Consider the following 19,038-nt stretch of genomic DNA (forward strand, 5'->3'; position numbering starts at 1 on the left):
CATGAACCGTCATGTCTCCCTCAACGATACGACCTTGCGCGATGGCGAGCAGGCGCCGGGCGTCGCCTTCACCACGACGGAAAAGCTGGAGATCGCTGAGTCTCTTGCGGCGGCCGGCGTGACAGAGATCGAGATCGGCACGCCGGTCATGGGCGTCGACGAGATGGAAACAATTCGCGCCGTGGTAGCGCGGCGTCTTCCGGTTCGGCTCATGGCCTGGTGCCGGATGACGTCATTGGATCTCGATGCAGCGATCGAGAGCGGCGTCCAAGCGGTCAATTTGTCGCTGCCTGCGTCGGACATCCAACTTGCCGCCAAGCTCGGCCTCGACAAGGCGGGAGCGCTCCAGGTCATCGATCATATGGTGAGGCGCGCCGCCGCCGCCGGCTTCTTCGTCGCGGTGGGCTGCGAGGATGCCTCGCGGGCCAATCGGGATCATCTCGCCCGCGTCATCGAGACGGCCGCACGCGCTGGCGCAAGCCGCGTGAGGCTGGCTGACACAGTCGGTGTTCTGGACCCGTTTTCGACCTTCGAACTTGTCGCCCAGCTCGTGGTGCAGTCTCCAATCGACCTTGAATTTCATGCGCACAACGATCTCGGACTTGCTGGCGCCAACACGCTGGCGGCGATCCGCGCAGGCGCGCGCCATGCCTCCGTCACCGTCCTGGGGCTCGGCGAGCGTGCGGGCAATGCCGCGCTAGAGGAGGTGGCCGCCGCAATGGCAGTCTTCGACGGCGCAGACACCGGCATTGAGCTGACCGCATTGCCCGGCCTCGCCGCCCAGGTGGCTTGGGCCGCCCGCCGGCAGACCGCAGCCACTAAGCCGGTCGTCGGCGCCGATGTTTTCACCCACGAATCCGGCATTCACGTCGCAGGGCTGCTGAAGGACTCGCGTACTTATCAGGGGCTCGATCCGACTCTCGTGGGCCGCTGCCGGCGGATCGTCATCGGCAAGCATTCCGGCGCGACTGCGATTGCCCATGTGCTGAGCGAAAGCGGTCGCGATCTCGACCCGGATCTGGCAGCCGCGATGGTGGCCCGCGTCCGACGCGAGGCGGCCGAGACCAAATCGACCGTCACTGCAACTCGACTGGTCGAGCTCTACGATGGAATGTGCAGCGAGGGATCCCTCATCGAGCTGTGCGGGTCCAAGTCAGCCGTGCGCGAGCGCACAGAGGCCACAGTTTTGCGACCAGGAAGAATGCAATGAATTGTTCCGCTGACAGCCGCCCCATGGATGTCACTGACATCCTCGCACGACTGAAGCGCTTGTCGGCTGCAGAGGAATTCTTCTCAGTCCTAGGCGTCGCCTATGACCCGAAGGTACTGAATGTCTCGCGGCTCCATATCATGAAGCGTGTGGGCCAATACCTCGCCGAAGAAGATTTCTCCGGTCTGCCCGACCAGGTGATTGCCGCGAGGGTGCGCGCGACGCTCGAACGCGCTTACGAGGACTTTGCGATTTCCTCGCCGCTCACGCATCGGATTTTCAAGGTGCTCAAGGACCACGATCCGAACAAACCTGCCGCGCCGGGTCACACCTTTGTTCCGTTCGACTCGGTACTGAAGCGGTTCGGACGGGAATGATCGGCGACAAGGGTGCGACGCGACAATGTCGAGCAGCCGCCAAATCCGGTCATCACCACAGCGCCGTCAGAAGCAACCAGCCGAAGTTGTAGGAAAGGGGGCAGCGCAAGAGACTTGGCACGAATAATGCGGATCAAGGAGATAACCGCAATGCCGCACCCGGACAGGAGCCTAGAGAAACCGCCAATGCACATCGTAATCTGCATCAAGCAGGTGCCGGACTCGGCACAGATAAGGGTCCACCCGGTCACGAACACGATCATGCGCCAGGGTGTTCCGACCATCATCAACCCTTACGACCTGTTCGCCCTCGAAGAAGCGCTCAGACTGCGCGACGCACATGGCGGCGAAGTCACTGTGCTCACTATGGGTCCGCCCATGGCAGAGGACGCGCTGCGCAAGGCGCTCGGTTACGGCGCCGACCGAGCGGTGCTCTTGACCGACCGCTATTTTGCCGGCTCCGACACGCTGGCAACCTCGTTCGCCCTTTCCCAGGCAATCGCGAAGATTGGCGAGACGTTCGGCACGCCAGACCTCGTCTTCACCGGCAAGCAGACGATCGATGGCGACACCGCCCAGGTCGGGCCCGGCATCGCCAAGCGCCTCGGACTCCTGCAATTGACCTATGTCGCGAAGATCCCTTCTGTCGACCTTGCTGCACGCGAGATCAAGGTCGAGCGCCGCTCCGAAGGCGGCACACAGATGCTGAAGAGCAGGCTCCCTTGCCTCATCACCATGCTGGAAGGCACAAACGAGATCCGCCGGGGCTCGATCCAGGACGCCTTGTGCGCCGCGCGGAGCCAGGTCTTGAAATGGAGCGCGGCCGACGCCGGCATTGAGGATCTCACCAAATGCGGCCTGCGCGGTTCACCGACGGTCGTCAAACGTGTTTTCGCCCCTCCTGCTCGAGCTGAAAAGGCGGCACAAATCGACACCGCCGAGAAGGCCTTGCGCGATGTCGCTGACGAACTCATCACCGCAATCTTCACCCGCCAGCCGGCGCTGGAACATGAGCTCGCCTTTAACGGCGGCGCGTGACGGCAAGGAGCAAAACGATGTCGACCGCGAACGGAGAAACCCCTCGCCCTGCCGCCGGCCGCGCCGGCATAAAGAAGGAATTGCCCGCCCATTTCAAGGACTATCGGCACGTTTGGGTTTTCATCGAGCTCGAACGTGGCGAGGTCCATCCGGTATCATTCGAACTGCTCGGCGAAGGCCGCAACTTAGCAGACAAGCTTCAGGTCCAGCTTGCAGGCGTCGTGCTTGGGCCGCCGGGAGAGGCCGTCGGGAACGCCGTTGCCGAAGCATTCGCGTATGGCGCTGACCTTGTCTACATCGCCGAGGCGCCCCTGCTCGCCGACTATCGGAATGAACCTTTCACCAAGGCGCTGACGGATCTGGTCGATACCCACAAACCCGAAATCCTTCTTCTCGGTGCCACCACACTGGGCAGGGATCTTGCCGGCTCCGTGGCGACGAACTTGCAGACGGGGCTCACGGCCGACTGCACCGAACTCGATGTGGATACCGACAGTTCGCTCGCCGCCACGCGTCCGACTTTCGGCGGTTCCTTGTTGTGCACGATCTATACGCTCAATTTCCGCCCGCAGATGGCGACCGTGCGGCCGAGGGTCATGCCCATGCCGCAGCGGACGGATAAACCGGTCGGGCGTGTCATCCGGCACAAGCTTTCGCTTGCCGAGGACGAGATCGCTACCAAAGTCCTCGGCTTCCTGCCGGACAATCAGTCGGCGAAGGCAAACCTTGCCTATGCCGACGTCGTGGTTGCGGGAGGCCTTGGTCTTGGCGCGGCGGAGAACCTGCAGCTTGTGAAGAACCTCGCACGAGCAATCGGCGCCGAGCACGGCTGTTCGCGTCCGTTGGTCCAGAAGAGCTGGATGCCAGCTGATCGGCAGATCGGCCAAACTGGCAAGACGATCCGGCCGAAGCTTTACATAGCGGCCGGGATTTCCGGCGCCGTCCAGCATCGGGTTGGCGTGGAGGGGGCGGATCTCATCGTGGCCATCAACACCGACCCGAACGCGCCGATTTTCGATTTCGCTCACCTCGGAATCGTCACCGACGCGATCCGCTTCCTGCCCGCACTGACGGAAGCCTTCACCCGGCGGCTGTCGCCCCACAGTCGCGATAAGCTTTCGAGCTAAGGGGATGGACATGATCGAGGAAAACTTCGACGCCATTGTTGTTGGGGCAGGCATGTCCGGAAACGCAGCTGCTTACACCATGGCCAGCCATGGCCTGAAGGTGCTGCAGTTGGAGCGGGGTGAATATCCGGGCTCCAAGAATGTCCAGGGTGCCATCATGTACGCGAACATGCTGGAGAAGATCATCCCGGATTTCCGGGATGATGCGCCTCTCGAGCGGCATTTGGTTGAACAGCGGCTTTGGGTGATGGACGACACATCCCATACAGGGATTCACTATAGGTCGGACGACTTCAATGAGGCGAAGCCCAACCGGTACACGATCATCCGTGCCCAGTTCGATAAATGGTTTTCGCGTAAGGTGCGCGCGGCCGGCGCGACCGTTCTGTGCGAGACGACCGTGACGGAACTCATCCGTGATGCCAATGACAGGGTGATCGGCGTCCGCACAGACCGGGCGGGCGGAGCCATCTACGCGGACGTGGTCGTTCTCGCAGAAGGTGTCTGCGGACTGCTTGGCACTCGAGCCGGCCTGCGTGAGATGCCAAAGCCGCAAACCGTGGCCCTCGCCGTCAAGGAAATGCATTTCTTGCCCGAAGAGGTCATTGAGCAGCGGTTCGGCGTAAAGGGCGATGAGGGCTGCGTGATCGAGGCGGTGGGCACGACCTCCCGCAGCATGGCCGGGCTCGGCTTCCTCTATACCAACAAGGAGTCCATCTCACTGGGCATTGGCTGCCTCGTCTCCGATTTTGCCGCGATGGTCGAGAGCCCCTACGTTCTCCTTGATGCCTTGAAGAGCCATCCTTCGATCCGGCCGCTGATCGCCGGCTCGGAAGTGAAAGAATATTCCGCACACCTCATTCCCGAAGGCGGCTACAAGGCTATTCCGCAGCTCTTTGGCGATGGTTGGGTCGTGGTCGGCGATGCCGCGCAACTGAACAACGCCATTCACCGCGAGGGTTCGAACCTCGCCATGACCTCCGGCCGCATTGCGGCTGAGGCAATCGTCGAGGTCAAGAGCCGCAACGGTCCGATGAACAAACGGAATCTCGCCCTTTACAAAGCCATGCTGGACAAGTCCTTCGTGGTCAAGGACCTGAGGAAATACAAAGACATGCCGGCCTTGCTCCACACCAATTCATGCAATTATTTCACGACTTATCCGCGGTTGATGTCGCAAGCTGCGCAGAACTTCATGCGTGTCGACGGCACGCCGAAGATCGAGAAGGAAAAGGCGACCACGGCGGCCTTCATCAAGGCGCGCTCGCGCTGGGGGCTGGTCAGCGACGCGGTCCGCCTTGCATTGGCGTGGCGCTGAGGGGAGACGAAATGACCAGCGCAGCGACGAAGTCACGTGTCGAGGACAAGCTTTACCAGAACCGCTACTTGGTGGATTCCGGCCGCCCGCACATCAAAGTGCGACCGCACCAGAAGCCGAGCGCGAATTTGCTCGCGCTGACCCACGTCTGCCCGGCGAAATGTTATGAGTTGAACGACAAGGGTCAAGTGGAGATCACTGCCGACGGCTGCATGGAGTGCGGCACCTGCCGGATTTTGTGCGGGACGACTGGTGAGATCGAGTGGAACTATCCACGCGGCGGTTTCGGAATCCTCTTTAAATTCGGATGACCGGCGCACGCATGCCCTAAGCAGATACCGCGCTCAGGGACTCTACGATATGTGAAGGTGCTGACCGCGCCAAGCGAGCTGGAGATTACGCTCGCCATACGCTGGGCAATTGTCGTGAACGTCCTGCCCACGTTTCTGCAGACGGGTGATGGAGAAGTCGTCGTCTGGACGCTGAAGGAGAGCCGGAGATTGCCGCCACTGCCGGCAACACCCACGCACCTCAATCAGGCACTCGCCGCCTCATACCACAGGCTGTACCAGATCGAGCGGATTGCGGCTGCCGGCCAGTCGCATCGGCGCCTCCGCAGCAAGGTATCTCCCCTTACGGCCGGCGTCCGAACCATGCCGCTTGTCGCCCGCATCTGACGGAACGCTAGTGGCTGATCGACGCGATTGACAAGGCCGGTTGGGTTTTGCCAGGGCGGCTCGTATCCCTGGCCTCACGCCCTGGATAATCGGCTACGCCCTGCGCCGGCATGGTATCAAGGTTAAGAAATTCGGGACGTCGTGATGACGTCAAGCGTAAGCAGCCCGGAGTGGTCTCGCTCACACTCTGCGCGCCCGAGGCTGCTAGCCTCGCGACCCTATTTGCCTGTCCACTGTCGTAAGCCCGACAGGTGTGTCGGAGCAATCCGAAGGAATGTGACACGGGAAGCCTATTCATGAACCGAAACAGCTCTTTGGGCTGGCATAGCTCTTGCGCTTTGAACTGCGACATCACGCAGCAACGGAGCCGTTCATGTCTGCACCGGCAATTTCGCTTGAGAGCCTCAGCACGACATTCGGTGACCAGTTGCTTGGCACCATGAAACTCGGGGGCTGCGCGTCTTCGTCCTGCGGCTCGTCGACAAAGCCCGACGACACGGATCCGGCTGTCTGGGAGAAGATCAAGGATCACCCCTGCTTTTCAGAAGAGGCGCATCACTATTTCGCGCGTATGCACGTCGCGGTCGCGCCGGGCTGCAACATCCAGTGCAACTACTGCAATCGCAAATATGACTGCGCCAACGAAAGCCGGCCTGGGGTGGCCTCTGAAAAGCTGACGCCCGATCAGGCGCTACGCAAGGTGATCGCGGTCGCCAATGAGGTGCCGCAGCTTTCCGTGCTCGGCATCGCCGGACCGGGCGACGCCTGCTACGACTGGAAGAAGACGAAGGCGACCTTCGCCAGGGTCGCCAGGGAAATCCCAGACATCAAGTTTTGCATATCCACGAATGGGCTGGCGCTGCCCGACCATGTCGATGAGCTTGCTGACATGAATGTCGATCACGTGACGATCACGATCAACATGGTCGACCCTGAGGTCGGTGCAAAGATCTATCCTTGGATCTTTCACGATCATCGCCGCTACGTCGGCATTGAAGCCACCCGGATCCTGCACCAGCGGCAGATGTTGGGCCTGGAGATGCTGACCGCGCGGGGCATCCTCACCAAAATCAACTCGGTGGTGATCCCGGGCGTGAATGATGAGCATCTGATCGAGGTGAATAGATGGATTAAGGAGCGAGGCGCGTTCCTGCACAACCTTATGCCGCTGATTTCGGACCCGGCCCACGGCACGCACTACGGTCTGAGCGGGCAGCGCGGCCCAAACGCAATGGAGATGAAGGCTCTTCAGGATCGTGTCGAAAACGGCGCCCAGTTGATGCGCCACTGCCGGCAGTGCCGGGCAGATGCCGTGGGCCTGCTCGGAGAAGATCGTGGCCAGGAATTCACAGTCGACCGGATTCCCGGCGAGGTCACCTACGATGCCAGCAAACGCAAGGCCTATCGGGAGCTGGTCGCGGAGGAGCGCCGTGATCACGTCGAGGCTAGGAGAGAAGCGATCGGATTGGTCAAGGCAGCGAGCCCCGGCAAGTCCCTTCTCTTCGCGGTGGCGACCAAGGGCGGCGGCCGCGTCAATGAGCATTTCGGCCATGCGAAGGAATTCCAGGTTTATCAAGCCTCGCTGAAAGGGATCAGCTTCGTCGGGCATCGGAAGGTGGACAAGTATTGCCTTGGCGGCTGGGGCGCAGAAGCCGCCCTCGATGGCGTCATCGCAGCGCTTCAAGGCATAGATATCGTGCTGTGCGCCAAGATTGGAAATTTCCCGCAGGATCAGCTCGCGGAGGCTGGAATCAGAGCCACCGACGCCTGTGCCCATGACTATATCGAGACAGCAATCAGCGCGATTTACATCGCCGCATCTGGGACCCCCACACTCGCGGCGACGGCCTGAGCTGTCTCATTCATTCGGACCAGGAGTTAAAATGGCTTTCAAGATCATCGCATCCCAATGCACCCAATGCGGCGCCTGCGAATTCGAATGTCCTTCCGGCGCGATCAAGTTCAAAGGCGAGAGCTACGTGATCGAGTCACAGAAGTGCACCGAATGCGAGGGGGTCTTCGATGCGCAGCAATGTGCCTCGGTATGTCCGGTGCCGAAGACCTGCGTTCCTGCGTAACGGACATTGGACTGCCGACATGGTTGGGGGCTGCCTACGCAGGACGCCTGGAACGCCTTGTTCGCAATCTCAGCCGCAAGAGAAATCAGGGAACGGACATGTCGCTCGGACGCGAAGAGGAGATCGAAATCCGCAGGCCTCCACGATTCATGCCGGGAGAGCGGGTACGTGCCACTCGCCACATAAAGAATGACGGCACCTATCCTGGCAGGGAGATCGGCGAAAATCTCGTGCGGAAGGGGGACGAGGGATATGTGCGCGACATTGGCACCTTTCTCCAGCAGTTCTTCATCTATGCGGTCGAGTGGATCGACCGTGGCACCGTAGTCGGTATGCGAGCGCGTGAACTGATGAGCCTCGACGAGGCCGAGGCGCCCTGCAGTGCTGAAAGCAATACCAATGAAGGGACGGCCAGATGAAAGTCATGATCCGCAGGACCGATGCTGGTTTGTCAGCGTATGTCCCCAAAAAGGACCTCGAAGAGCCGATCATCAAACTCGAGAAGGAAGAGTTGTGGGGCGGAACGGTCACGCTCAGGAACGGGTGGCGGCTCCTCCTACCCGATCTCCCACATGATACGCGTCTGCCGATCACCGTCGAGGCAAGGAAGATTTCCGAAGAGGGCTGATGCTGCCCCTAGGTGCGTCGCGAGGAAACGAGATGAACACGATCCTGACATCGGGCCACCTCGTCATTGTGCGGGACAGTTTTGCTGAAAAGCTGCTTGACCTGGCGAAGGAAGCGCTCGCCGCCGATGAGGTGATCCCCTATCTCGGTCCGGGTCTTCTTGAGTTGAACTGTGTGGAACCGCCTGTGCCGCATACCCCGGAGGTTGTTGCCGCGGCACTCAATGCACGGGCTCCAGCCCCTTCCAGGATCCGCACCAATATGTGGTCGGTTGCACAGTTCATCGAACAGCGCCGGCATCGCCGGACGCTTCAAGCTTGGATGACCGACATATTCGCAGCGCCGGTGGGGCCGACCCCCTTCCACGCCTGGCTCGCAAGGCTGCCACTCTCCCTCATCATCGACAGCTGGTATGACAGCGCGATGCGCACGGCTCTGGTAGAGACCGGCCGAACGGACGTCCTTGAGATACAAGGCGTCACGCGCGCGAATGAAATCGGCAACATTTGGACGAAAACCTACGATTTGTCCGGGAGGGAGCTCGACCCCCGATTGGGGGCCAAGACGGTTCTCTATTCACCTCACGGGAGTATTACGCCCGCGCAAAACTTTCTCGTCGCAGATTCCGACTACGTCGAAGTCCTGTCCGAAATTGATATCCAGACACCGATCCCAGACGCTGTGAAGGAACGGCGCATCACCCGTGGATTTTTCTTCGTTGGCTGCCGCTTCAACGATCAGATGCTGCGCACCTACGCCAGACAGATCATGAAGCGCTCCCGCGGTCCCTATTGCACCGTAATGGACGCGGAAACCCTGACCAGAAACGAAGCGCGTTTTCTTGCGGCAAGCGGAATCACGGTGATCGACATGCCACTAAGTCAAGCGGCGGCTCGGCTTGTGGGAACGGGCACGGCTGCAGGTTGAGGACGGGATTAACAATGGCGGATGCCTTTGATGATGTCTGCTTCGGCTTTCCTCGAAGGCGCAAAATGCAGTCGGGAATACACCCGTGAACAGTGAAGCTGTCAGCGGCGCAACGAACGCACTGAATTCGTTGGCCCATGTTGAAGCGGCGCGCTGGGGCCGGGATTTGAGTACGCTGTTGCGCATCACGCGTATGAATCTGCGCCATCCGTGGCAGGTCGCCCTCGCTATGGGCTCGACGATCATGGCGGCAATCCTCCAGTTGCTCATTCCCCATCTTCTCGGCCGGGCTGTCGACCAGACCCAGACAGCTATCGGGGGCGGTGTCGCGGGGGCTGCGGCAGGACAAGCGCTCTGGGCCCCGGCTCTCCTGCTGCTCGCCGTCAGCGCGCTACGCGGCGTTTTCACGATGGCGCAGAACTATTTTGCCGAAGCCGTCGGGCATCATGTCGCGTACGAATTGCGGCTCGCCTACTACGACAAGATCCAACGTCTCAGCTTTTCCTTTCACGACCGGGTCCATTCAGGCGATCTGATAACTGCCGGAATGCTCGATCTCGAAGGCGTGCGGATGTATTTTTCCACCGGGCTCATGCGGGTGCTCCTGCTGACGATGCTGATCGGGATTGGCGCTTACATGATGATCTCGACCGATCCGATGCTCGGCTTGGCCGCGCTCAGCTTCGTGCCTTTTGTCGCTTGGCGCTCATCGACCACACAGCTTAGGCTGCGCGCCACCTGGCTCGACCTCTATGAGCGCCTTTCGGTACTAAGCCGCGTGATGAAGGAAAATCTCGCAGGTATCCGTGTGGTCCGCGCTTTTGCGGCTCAATCCTATGAGATGCTGAAGTTCGACGGCGCTTCCAAGAACGCGCTCGACCTCGCCAACGATCTCGTTGACATCTACGTACCCAACACGTCGGCGATGACCTTGTCCTACTTTTTCGCAATGGGATTGGTGCTTGGGATCGGTGGCAACAAGCTCGTCGCTGGCGAGATCAGCGTCGGAACCATGGCGACCTTCCTGACCTTCATGACCATGCTGCAAATGCCAGTCCGCCAGATCGGTCTCATGGTCAATGCGTTTGCCCGCGCTTCTAGCTGCGGTTCGCGGCTTTTCGGTCTCCTCGATCAGGAGATCACCATCAGGGATGCTCTCGAGGCCAGACCGCTTGAGATAAGTGACGGCACTCTGCGCTTCCACAATGTCTCATTTGCCTACCCCAACGCCGAAAACCGCGCCATTCTGAAGAACCTCAGCTTTGAGGCCCGGAGAGGCGAGACGATCGCTATCGTCGGTCCGCCGGGTTCCGGCAAATCGACGATGGCTCATCTGGTCCCCCGCTTTTACGACGTGACCGGTGGCGCCATCACGTTGGACGGCCAGGACATACGCAATGTCACCCTCGAGAGCCTTCGCAAGGCGGTCGCGGTTGTACAGCAGGATGCGTTCCTATTCACAACAACGATCGAGAACAACATCGCTTATGGCGATCCCTGGGCGAAGAGACAGCGAATTGAACGCGCTGGAGAATTCGCCCAGCTCCACGACTACATCCTCGGGCTCCCGGCAGGGTATGAGACGGTCGTGGGCGAACGCGGCGTTTCTCTCTCTGGCGGCCAGCGCCAGCGTCTCACGATTGCTCGCACCATGATGCTGCGCCCCTCCGTCATCATTTTCGACGACTCGATGGCCGCGATCGATGCCGGCACCGAGCTGCGCATTCGCGCGGCGATGCGGCGCTTCGCAAAGGATCGGGTGACGATCATCATCGCGCACCGGCTGAGTGCGCTTAAGCATGCCGATCAAATCCTTTTTGTCGATAAAGGCGAAATCGTAGAACGCGGCACGCATGAAGAGCTTCTGGCGAAGCGGGGACGCTACAGGGCCCTTTACGATCTCCAGACGCGCCCGGGTGATAGCATTATTAGCCAGGATGGGGGCGCCCGCTGATGGACCAGGGCCGCGGCGAACTCGAAGCCGAACGTGACGATGGGAGACGCCCTCCGCGCGCGGTCGTCGGCTCGCACCGGATCGAGGAGGAGATGTTCGGCCGGGCTTTCGACAAGAGCATCCTCCGTCGCATCTGGGGCTTCGTCCATCCCTACCGGGCAAAGGTAGTTGTCACGATTGTCGCGATGCTGATCTTCACCGGGACGCAGCTTCTCATCCCCTTGATCATCCGCTACGCGATCGACCTCGGCATGAACCCGGCAAGGCCCGATCGCTCAGCCCAGCTTGCGGCCGTCGGCGCGTTCCTTTCGGCGATTTTGGTCAATTTCGCCGCCGGCTACATGCAGGAAGCCTTGGATGGGAAAATGGCCGAAACTGTCCTGTTCGACATCCGCCGCGCCATGTTTGGCCATCTGCAAAAGGTTTCGCTCTCTTTCATGGACAAGACCGAGGTCGGACGCCTGATGTCGCGCCTGCAAGGCGACGTTAACTCCATACAGGAGTTCCTGGAAACCTCGGTATATTCCCTAGGCGATGTTGCGCTTCTCTTCGGCATCGTTTTCGTAATGCTGTGGCTCGACTTTCGCCTCGGCCTCCTGACGCTATCGGTTCTGCCGATCCTGGTGATCGTCCGCATTGTCTGGTTGCCGCGTGCCCGCGACGCCTTCATGGCTGCACACGAAACCAATTCCGTCGTCAATGGCGCGCTGGCCGAAGCCATTCACGGCGTGCGGACCATACAGTCAATGGACCGCCAGCAGGTGAATTTCAGTCTTTTTGACGATCGGGCCCATGCCAACCTCAGGACCCACCTGATCGCTGCCAGATATGCACTGGTCATGGTGCCCATCGTCGATGGCATCACCGGCCTCGCCTTGGCCGCCGTTATTGTGGTCGGCGGCTCGATGGTCATGAATAGCCGTATAGATGTGGGCGTGTTGGTAGCCTACCTATTTTACATCCAGCGCTTCTTTGACCCGATCCGCTCACTCACCCTGCAATATTCGGTCATGCAGCGCGCCATGGCCTCAGGCAAGCGCCTGACCGATGTGCTCAACGTCAAGATCGATGTTAAGGACAAACCCAATGCCGAGGTGCTTTCGCCCGAAATGGACGGCTCGGTCGAGTTTAGGGACGTCACCTTCGGCTACGATCCGAACCGTTCGGTTCTGAAAAATGTCTCGTTCAAGGTCAATCCGGGCGAGACGGGCGCACTAGTCGGACCGAGCGGTTCTGGCAAATCGAGTGCGATGGCCCTGGTCCACCGCTTCTATGATGTTCAGCAGGGTCAGGTGCTGGTCGGCGGACATGATGTACGCGACCTCACCCAGGATTCGCTCGGCCGCCAGGTCGCCATGGTGCTGCAGGAGCCATTCCTGTTCACCGGGACGGTCTTCGAGAACATTCGATACCAGAAGACGGAAGCCACGCGCGACAAGGTGATCGAGGCGGCCAAGGCTGTCGGCGCGCATGACTTCGTCATGAGCCTCGCCGACGGGTATGAGACCCAACTTGGCGAACGCGGCGACAACTTATCTCTCGGCCAGCGCCAGCTTATCAGTTTCGCCCGCGCCCTCGTCGCTGACGCCAAGATCCTCGTGCTCGACGAAGCTACCGCCAATATCGACAGCTACACGGAATTGCAGATTCAGAAGGCTCTGATCAAGCTGCTTGAAGGGCGGACTGGCCTCGTCATCGCCCACCGTCTCGCCACGGTCCGGGGGGCCGACCGCATCATCGTGCTTCAGAATGGCCAAGTTATTGCGACTGGCAACCACGATGAGTTAATAGCCATGCGCGGCCTGTATTCCAAACTCTACTATCTCAACTACGCCTCCTTCGACGACCTTCCCGAACACGATACCACCGTCCAAGCTGGCTCTCAGACCTGACATCTTGGCGGCCTTGTGGTAGTGGCGTTGACTTTCGGGCGTGTCGGCAGACCACTCAGGCCACCGCATCCGGCCAGCAGCCAGCATTCAAGAACGAGCACTCCTCGCAATTCGTGAAGACCGGCTGCGAACGATTTCCTCCAGCATCGTATCCGACCGCGGTGCACCACCATCATCGGGCGAGCTCGCTGGAGGTGTTGGCTGGGCGTCGCAAAGCCGCTCGCGAGCGCGCCCTCAATAGCGCCGTAGCGAGTGACGGCTTTGCCACCGACGGGCCGCTGATGAAGCTGGATTAGTGGGCGCCGCACCGACGCCGCCCCGGGCGAGAAGAACCTCCTGCGGCTGGCTATGGGCAACGACTAGCGCCAGCGCGACGAGCAGACGCGTGCCGGCATCGTGACGCGCTCGGCTACCCTCTCCTTAGGATCGTGCATGTTCACACGATGGCCCAGACGCCAGCCAACGCACAAAGCTGGTATCCTGTGCCGCCTGCTCGTCGTCAGTTTGGCCTCCTCCCGATTGCCCGCCCCACCACGTGCAAGCTCGAGCACATGGTCAGCCAAGTCGAGCCATGATTTCGGATTGAATGGTCCTCGCGGTGTAAAGGGAAGCATCTAGCGGCAGATTTCCAAATGCCATTTGACAAAGCAGGTAGTTGGCACCTGCCTCTTCCAACTGATCTAGCAGAGCTTTTCGCACAGACTCTGCTGATCCTACCACGCACAATTCACTCTCGACTGCCGCATCGAAGGTCAGCGGCAAGTTTGGTGGAGTGGGGATAGCGTTAAGCTCGTAAAGGAATTGGAAGCTCTTGAGCCAGCGTGCGTAAGCAGGTGCCGCGAGCGAATAGGCATGTGTGTCACAACGCCCAATCACGACCATGCGGAGCAATCCGACAAATCTCCCTTGATCCCCCCCGCCTGCGTTGTCCTCTCGATAGGCGCGGAACGCATCAGTAGTTTTGCGAACAGAAGAGGAAGGTCCTACACACGCGATATTTGTTCCATTCGCAGCGGCCCAAGCTGTGGACTCGGGTCGATTGGCAGCGACCCATGTGGGCGGATGTGGACGCTGATGAGGTCTTAGCGTCAAAGGAACGTCATTGAGATCAAAATGGCGACCTTGATAGCAGAGCGTGCCGACCTCCCTCGAATTAACAAGTATTTGCATAAGAATTTCGCTGGCTTCGGCATAACGGCCCGGCACCGCGTCCGCACCAATCCCGAAGTAGCCCAATTCGGTCGGGAGAGCACCGCGCCCTATGCCCAGTTCGAGCCTGCCACCGCTCAACTGGTCCAGCATACAGATCTCTTCGAACGCACGCAGCGGATGATAAAGCGCAAGCAGCATCACCAAGGGTCCGAGACGCAAGCGCCGGGTGCGCTGGGCGACGCTCGATAAGAACAGATTCGGCGATGGACCTCTCCCATGGGGAGTGCAGTGGTGTTCTGCGAGATGATAGGCATAGAACCCTAGCTGATCGCACGCCTCTGCTAATATCAGGCGATCTTCGTACTGCCGGCCTATATCGCGGCCATCCTCATCCAAATGATCGAAGATGCCGAAAGCTAGGTTTGAAGGAAAGACGTTTGTCACTCTTTAAGTCCCCGATTTTAAAAGCAGGCTGTTTTCTTGCTGGGGTCACCAAGCAAGTCGGAAGAGATGTGTGTGATCGCCGATTAGCGTCAGTGTAACGAAGAAGCAGAGCCTGACGCTTCCCTGCCCCTGAAGCTTGGCACCGTTAAGCTTCCAGCGATGTCGCCAGCGGCAGCAAGAAATTCATCCATCTGCTCTTTTGTGCCGATGCTGACGCGGATACAGTGTTCCAAGCCTTTGTCCGGAAAAAACGCGACAAGTATCTTTTGCCTCTCCAATGCTGCTTGCCACCATGAGCCGTCCTGTCCCGCGGGCACACGGGCCAGCAAGAAATTTGCGCGGGAGGGTGTTACGGAAAATCCGAGTTGCGATAGTGCAACTGTCACTCGCTCTCGTTCATCCTTGATGTGCTTGTGGTTGTCTGCGTAGGCGCCGCGATGCGCAAGCACGCTGATACCTACGGCATGCCCGATCACGTTCATGTTGAAGACGTTCTGGATGTTTCGCAGCCTTCCAATAATTTCAGGGTGACCGAAACCGAAACCGACGCGAATGCCGGCGGCGGCATAGCTTTTCGAGAATGACCTCAAGATCAGAAGGTTCGAATACCGGTTGATGAGGCGCAGTCCGTGATCGGGTGCAAAGTCGACGTATGCCTCATCAAGGACAATCAAGCGGTCCGATTGTGCTACGAGGCGTTCGATATCGCTGATCGGGAGGAATGTTCCGGTCGGATTGTTTGGATTGGCCAACATAATAAACTTGGCGTCTTTTGCCGGACCGGAAAGCAATTGCTCCATTGGCAGGGAATGAGCTTGACATCCGATTTCGAGGAACTCAGCGCCCTGAAGCATGGCAAGTTTGCGGTTGAACGAAAACCCTGGCGACATCATCGCAACCTTGTCGCCGGGTGCGAGGAAAGCTCTGTAGATCAGTCCGAGCAGTTCAGACGACCCGTTGCCAGCGATGACCTGATCCCTGGAAACGCCATAGGCGCTGGACGCTGCTTCCCTCAGTCTGGAGTTGTCGTCATCCGGATATAGATACTGGCGCTTGAGGGCCGCCACTGCACTTTGCATTATGATTGGCGGCAACGGAAACGGGTTCTCATTCGTATTCAGCTTGATAAAATTTCCGTCCGGCGCTGGTCCGTTGGACGGCAGAGCATCTAACTGTCGTGTCACTTGCGAAAGAGCCGAAAGCACAGTTTGCAGTTTTGCATCGGACATATTTTACTCCGTTTCAGTCACACAGGGGCATCCGTATGAGCTCGCAACGAGAGCAACATGGCGGACGAGATTGACGATGGCAGGGTTGCCTTTCACACAATGGTCGCAGCGCCCGCTGACATGGGAATTCGGCCAGGCTGTCCTCGGTCGAATCGAGTTGACGCGGACGCGGATCTGCATCGCTGCGCGGCGCCAAGGCGCTAAGCGGCTCAGCTCATGCCCAGGGTCATGCTTTCAAAGACGCTTGATCTCGACGCCATATTTCCTCAGCACGTAGCCAATCTGTCGCGGGGTCAGCCCAAGCAAGCGCGCTGCCTTTGCCTGCACCCAGCCACATCTTTCCATGGCAGCAATGACGCGCTCTATATCGGGCGTCCTCGCGCCAATTGGGTGGGTTGCGCCGGCAAGCGGGTTAGTCGCGGCCGAACTGGCGGCCTCGTCCGGGGGCGTGGCCAAATTCGCTGACTCCGGCAGGATCGGCGGTGGTTGCAGCGCGGCCTTGCCCGATCTGCACTTCCACAGCGCCTCGGCAAAGCATTGGCCTTGGGAGCAGGCAAAGTCGTTTCTCCCGATTGACAGTCCCTCGGCCAGGATCGCTGTCCGGTGCACGCAATTTTCAAGCTCGCGAATGTTGCCGGGAAACTCACATTTCATCAGCACTTCAATCGCACGCGGATCGAAGGTGAGCGTACAGCCGTTCTCGTCGTTGAACTTCTTGAGAAACTCAGCTGCGAGGAGCGGAATATCGCTGCGCCTTTGGCGCAATGCTGGTACCAGCAAGGGAACCACGTTGATGCGGTAGTACAGGTCGGCGCGGAACTCATTCCTTGCAACCGCCTCTTCCAGGTTCCTGTTCGTGGCGGCAATCACGCGAACATCGACCTTGATGGTCTGATTGCTGCCGACGCGCTCAAACTCCTGCTCCTGCAGCACGCGCAGTAGCTTTGCCTGGAACGAGGCCGAGATCTCGCCAATCTCATCCAGAAACAACGTCCCCTTGTCAGCGAGCTCAAAGCGCCCCTTGCGGGAATTGAATGCGCTTGTGAAGGCACCCTTCTCATGACCGAACAATTCGGATTCCAGGACTGTCTCTGGGAGCGCTGCACAATTGAGTTTAACGAAGGGCCGCTTGGCGCGCGGCGACAACTCGTGAATTGCCTTGGCAGCCAGCTCCTTCCCGGTACCGGACTCACCTCGCAACAGAACTGTGGTTTTTGCCTTCGCTACGACCGCGATCTTCTCCAGCAGGGCGCTTATCGCCGGACTGTCACCAATCATACCCTCGACGTGAACCTTTTTTCGCCGGGGTGCAGGGTCTTTAACATCAGAAAATTTCGTTTGCAGCCGATGTTCCAGCTCCGGCGCTCGCTCGCTGTCGGCCGCGGAGAAGCGAAGCAACTTGACTGTCTGTCCCACCATGTTGGCAATCATGGTGAGCAGCCGGACATCATCGTCGAGCCCATAGCTTGACCTGCTTTCCAAAACCCGGTCCAAAGTCAGCGCGCCTATGGCGTTCCCATCAACACGAATGGGAACGCCGATGAACGACACGGTGTCGGAGGCCCCAAGCACCTCGATATCAGTGGCAGTGAAGGTCGGATGCATCGCTATGTCGTCGGCGACGAGCGGCGTGTCGGTCGTCACAATCTGATCGATGGCGTTGCGCGGCAGGCGCGACCGGGAGGGCTCATTGCCGTTCGTGCCGCAGCCGCTGGCCACTGTGATGTCCAGTCCGCCCTCGGCATCGCAGAGAGCGATGATGCCGTGCCGCATCTGGACAAACGAGTGCAGGAGGTCGACTACCTTGGCCAACTTGAGTTCGAGCCGGGCGGCATCGGCGAGTACTTTCGATATTTCGAAGATGCCGGTTAGCGCGCGCTCGTGCAATGCCACATTCGCAGGATTCGTGTCGGGCTTTGGACAACCCTTTATCGCATTCGGCAGCGATATGCCGCAGTCGCGGGCATTCTGTTCTGACTTGCTAATGTTGTGGTGCATGTGATCCTCGATCTCGCGCCATCAAATCTAGGCTGGCGGCATGTGCGCCCGCGACGTCGCGGGCACGCGCGAATATGCTCCGACGTGAACTCGTGCCGCCGCCGTGTGGTCGAGTGCAAAGCGGGTCTAGCCCTGACGCATCGCTTGGCTACTCCCTCCACGAAGCTTGGCCATGTTATTGGCTTGCCCCGGGCAAACACACGTTGTTTTCAAAAGACTGGAGCGAGGCAGCATAGTCAATCGAGCTTTCTTTCATCTGTGAAAGGAAACCTCGCGGCCTATGATAGGATTCATCAGTTCTATCTTTGCGTTGAAGCAGAAATACCTGGGCCGGCCATGCCTTGCCCGAGCGGCTGACCGCGCGGAGTGTAAATGCGGGGCCGTGACATTCACCAGCGCCCGCGAAGGAGGGGCGGGAGCGATAATAACAGCCAACGGCACTGGTCCGTTGCGGCAACCGCCATCTTTCTCGAGTTGATCAGGCGGCGGCGATGTCGGGTGTGAAGGCGCGAAGCTGGCGTCGAGTACGACTTCGTAGGCGGTGCTCGCGACTTCTGAATCGCATCGTCGTGGTCAGCACCATCACCAGCCTGGGGCCGAAATCGGCACACTCAATGAGCGTATCGAAAAGTCTGAACAGATTACGATGCGACCGCTTGAAAACGGCTGCCCCTGCTGCGGGCGTTGATTTGCAAAATGGGTCGTCCAAAGGACCGTCCGAATTTATTCTGTGCATTGCAGTGGCTGCACGGTGGTAGGCTGTCCAGAAACGAGCGCTTCCGAACAGGGGTAAGTTAGCCTGTCATCTGGACGGCCTTGAACAGGCGACACGATGGGGCCCGGTCCAAAGCCGGCTAACGAGGAACCCACCACGCTCTGTGCAGCAAACCGCTAGCCAGAGGGATCGACCGGCAGCACTCTGCCAGAGACCATCAAGGGCGTTCGGACCGCGACCTTGCCCGCTGGTCTGACACCGCATTCCTCCATCAT

General features: G+C 59.5%; 17 protein-coding genes. 14 read left to right on the forward strand and 3 right to left on the reverse strand.

Annotated elements, in window-relative coordinates:
• Nucleotide 1: 1 nt before the first annotated feature.
• The 14 genes from nifV to NKH38_RS16125 all read left to right on the forward strand — a co-directional run bounded on the left by nifV (nucleotide 2) and on the right by NKH38_RS16125 (nucleotide 13,225).
• Nucleotides 2-1,210, forward strand: coding sequence for a homocitrate synthase (nifV, locus tag NKH38_RS16060; protein WP_352765037.1), 1,209 nt, complete (start codon nucleotides 2-4; stop codon nucleotides 1,208-1,210).
• Entirely contained in the window at nucleotides 1,207-1,587 is a 381-nt protein-coding gene (gene nifW / locus NKH38_RS16065) for a nitrogenase stabilizing/protective protein NifW (protein WP_023687348.1), read from the forward strand. The genes nifV and nifW overlap by 4 nt, the downstream gene beginning before the upstream one ends.
• Nucleotides 1,588-1,773: 186 nt before the next feature.
• Entirely contained in the window at nucleotides 1,774-2,625 is an 852-nt protein-coding gene (locus NKH38_RS16070) for an electron transfer flavoprotein subunit beta/FixA family protein (protein WP_023672212.1), read from the forward strand.
• Between the two features lie 17 nt (nucleotides 2,626-2,642).
• The gene (locus NKH38_RS16075; protein WP_023755868.1) at nucleotides 2,643-3,752 is read left to right on the forward strand and encodes an electron transfer flavoprotein subunit alpha/FixB family protein; all 1,110 of its coding nucleotides are present in this window, start codon (nucleotides 2,643-2,645) and stop codon (nucleotides 3,750-3,752) included.
• A gap of 10 nt (nucleotides 3,753-3,762) precedes the next feature.
• Nucleotides 3,763-5,070: an FAD-binding protein gene (locus tag NKH38_RS16080; protein ID WP_023712672.1), complete on the forward strand. Its 1,308-nt coding sequence runs from the start codon at nucleotides 3,763-3,765 to the stop codon at nucleotides 5,068-5,070.
• An 11-nt stretch (nucleotides 5,071-5,081) separates the two neighbouring features.
• Entirely contained in the window at nucleotides 5,082-5,381 is a 300-nt protein-coding gene (locus NKH38_RS16085) for a ferredoxin family protein (protein ID WP_023806340.1), read from the forward strand.
• A 51-nt stretch (nucleotides 5,382-5,432) separates the two neighbouring features.
• Nucleotides 5,433-5,747, forward strand: a complete 315-nt coding sequence (locus tag NKH38_RS16090) for a hypothetical protein (RefSeq protein WP_023672216.1) — start codon at nucleotides 5,433-5,435, stop codon at nucleotides 5,745-5,747.
• 373 nt (nucleotides 5,748-6,120) lie between these two features.
• Complete coding sequence (gene nifB / locus NKH38_RS16095) at nucleotides 6,121-7,599, forward strand: nitrogenase cofactor biosynthesis protein NifB (RefSeq protein ID WP_352765040.1); 1,479 nt, start codon at nucleotides 6,121-6,123, stop codon at nucleotides 7,597-7,599.
• Between the two features lie 31 nt (nucleotides 7,600-7,630).
• Nucleotides 7,631-7,825, forward strand: coding sequence for a 4Fe-4S dicluster domain-containing protein (locus NKH38_RS16100; RefSeq protein ID WP_023672218.1), 195 nt, complete (start codon nucleotides 7,631-7,633; stop codon nucleotides 7,823-7,825).
• Nucleotides 7,826-7,923: 98 nt separating this feature from the next.
• Nucleotides 7,924-8,244: a nitrogen fixation protein NifZ gene (locus NKH38_RS16105; RefSeq protein ID WP_023672219.1), complete on the forward strand. Its 321-nt coding sequence runs from the start codon at nucleotides 7,924-7,926 to the stop codon at nucleotides 8,242-8,244.
• Entirely contained in the window at nucleotides 8,241-8,453 is a 213-nt protein-coding gene (nifT, locus tag NKH38_RS16110; protein WP_023672220.1) for a putative nitrogen fixation protein NifT, read from the forward strand. The genes NKH38_RS16105 and nifT overlap by 4 nt, the downstream gene beginning before the upstream one ends.
• 32 nt (nucleotides 8,454-8,485) lie before the next feature.
• Entirely contained in the window at nucleotides 8,486-9,379 is an 894-nt protein-coding gene (locus NKH38_RS16115; RefSeq protein ID WP_023706365.1) for an SIR2 family NAD-dependent protein deacylase, read from the forward strand.
• An 85-nt stretch (nucleotides 9,380-9,464) separates the two neighbouring features.
• On the forward strand, nucleotides 9,465-11,333 hold the full coding sequence (locus tag NKH38_RS16120; protein WP_031195880.1) for an ABC transporter ATP-binding protein: 1,869 nt from the start codon (nucleotides 9,465-9,467) through the stop codon (nucleotides 11,331-11,333).
• Nucleotides 11,333-13,225, forward strand: a complete 1,893-nt coding sequence (locus NKH38_RS16125; RefSeq protein WP_352765046.1) for an ABC transporter ATP-binding protein — start codon at nucleotides 11,333-11,335, stop codon at nucleotides 13,223-13,225. The genes NKH38_RS16120 and NKH38_RS16125 overlap by 1 nt, the downstream gene beginning before the upstream one ends.
• Nucleotides 13,226-13,780: 555 nt before the next feature.
• On the opposite strand, the gene NKH38_RS16130 is transcribed toward NKH38_RS16125, so the two are convergent.
• The 3 genes from NKH38_RS16130 to nifA all read right to left on the reverse strand — a co-directional run bounded on the left by NKH38_RS16130 (nucleotide 13,781) and on the right by nifA (nucleotide 18,048).
• Nucleotides 13,781-14,821 (reverse strand): LLM class flavin-dependent oxidoreductase, encoded by a 1,041-nt coding sequence (locus tag NKH38_RS16130; protein ID WP_031194208.1) that lies wholly within the window; start codon nucleotides 14,819-14,821, stop codon nucleotides 13,781-13,783.
• An 89-nt stretch (nucleotides 14,822-14,910) separates the two neighbouring features.
• A complete protein-coding gene (hisC, locus tag NKH38_RS16135; protein WP_031244917.1) occupies nucleotides 14,911-16,050 on the reverse strand; it encodes a histidinol-phosphate transaminase in 1,140 nt (379 codons plus the stop codon).
• A gap of 234 nt (nucleotides 16,051-16,284) precedes the next feature.
• The gene (gene nifA / locus NKH38_RS16140; protein WP_352765050.1) at nucleotides 16,285-18,048 is read right to left on the reverse strand and encodes a nif-specific transcriptional activator NifA; all 1,764 of its coding nucleotides are present in this window, start codon (nucleotides 18,046-18,048) and stop codon (nucleotides 16,285-16,287) included.
• Between the last annotated feature and the right edge of the window lie 990 nt (nucleotides 18,049-19,038).

It is taken from the genome of Mesorhizobium sp. M1078, from assembly GCF_040318615.1.
Classification (GTDB): domain Bacteria; phylum Pseudomonadota; class Alphaproteobacteria; order Rhizobiales; family Rhizobiaceae; genus Mesorhizobium.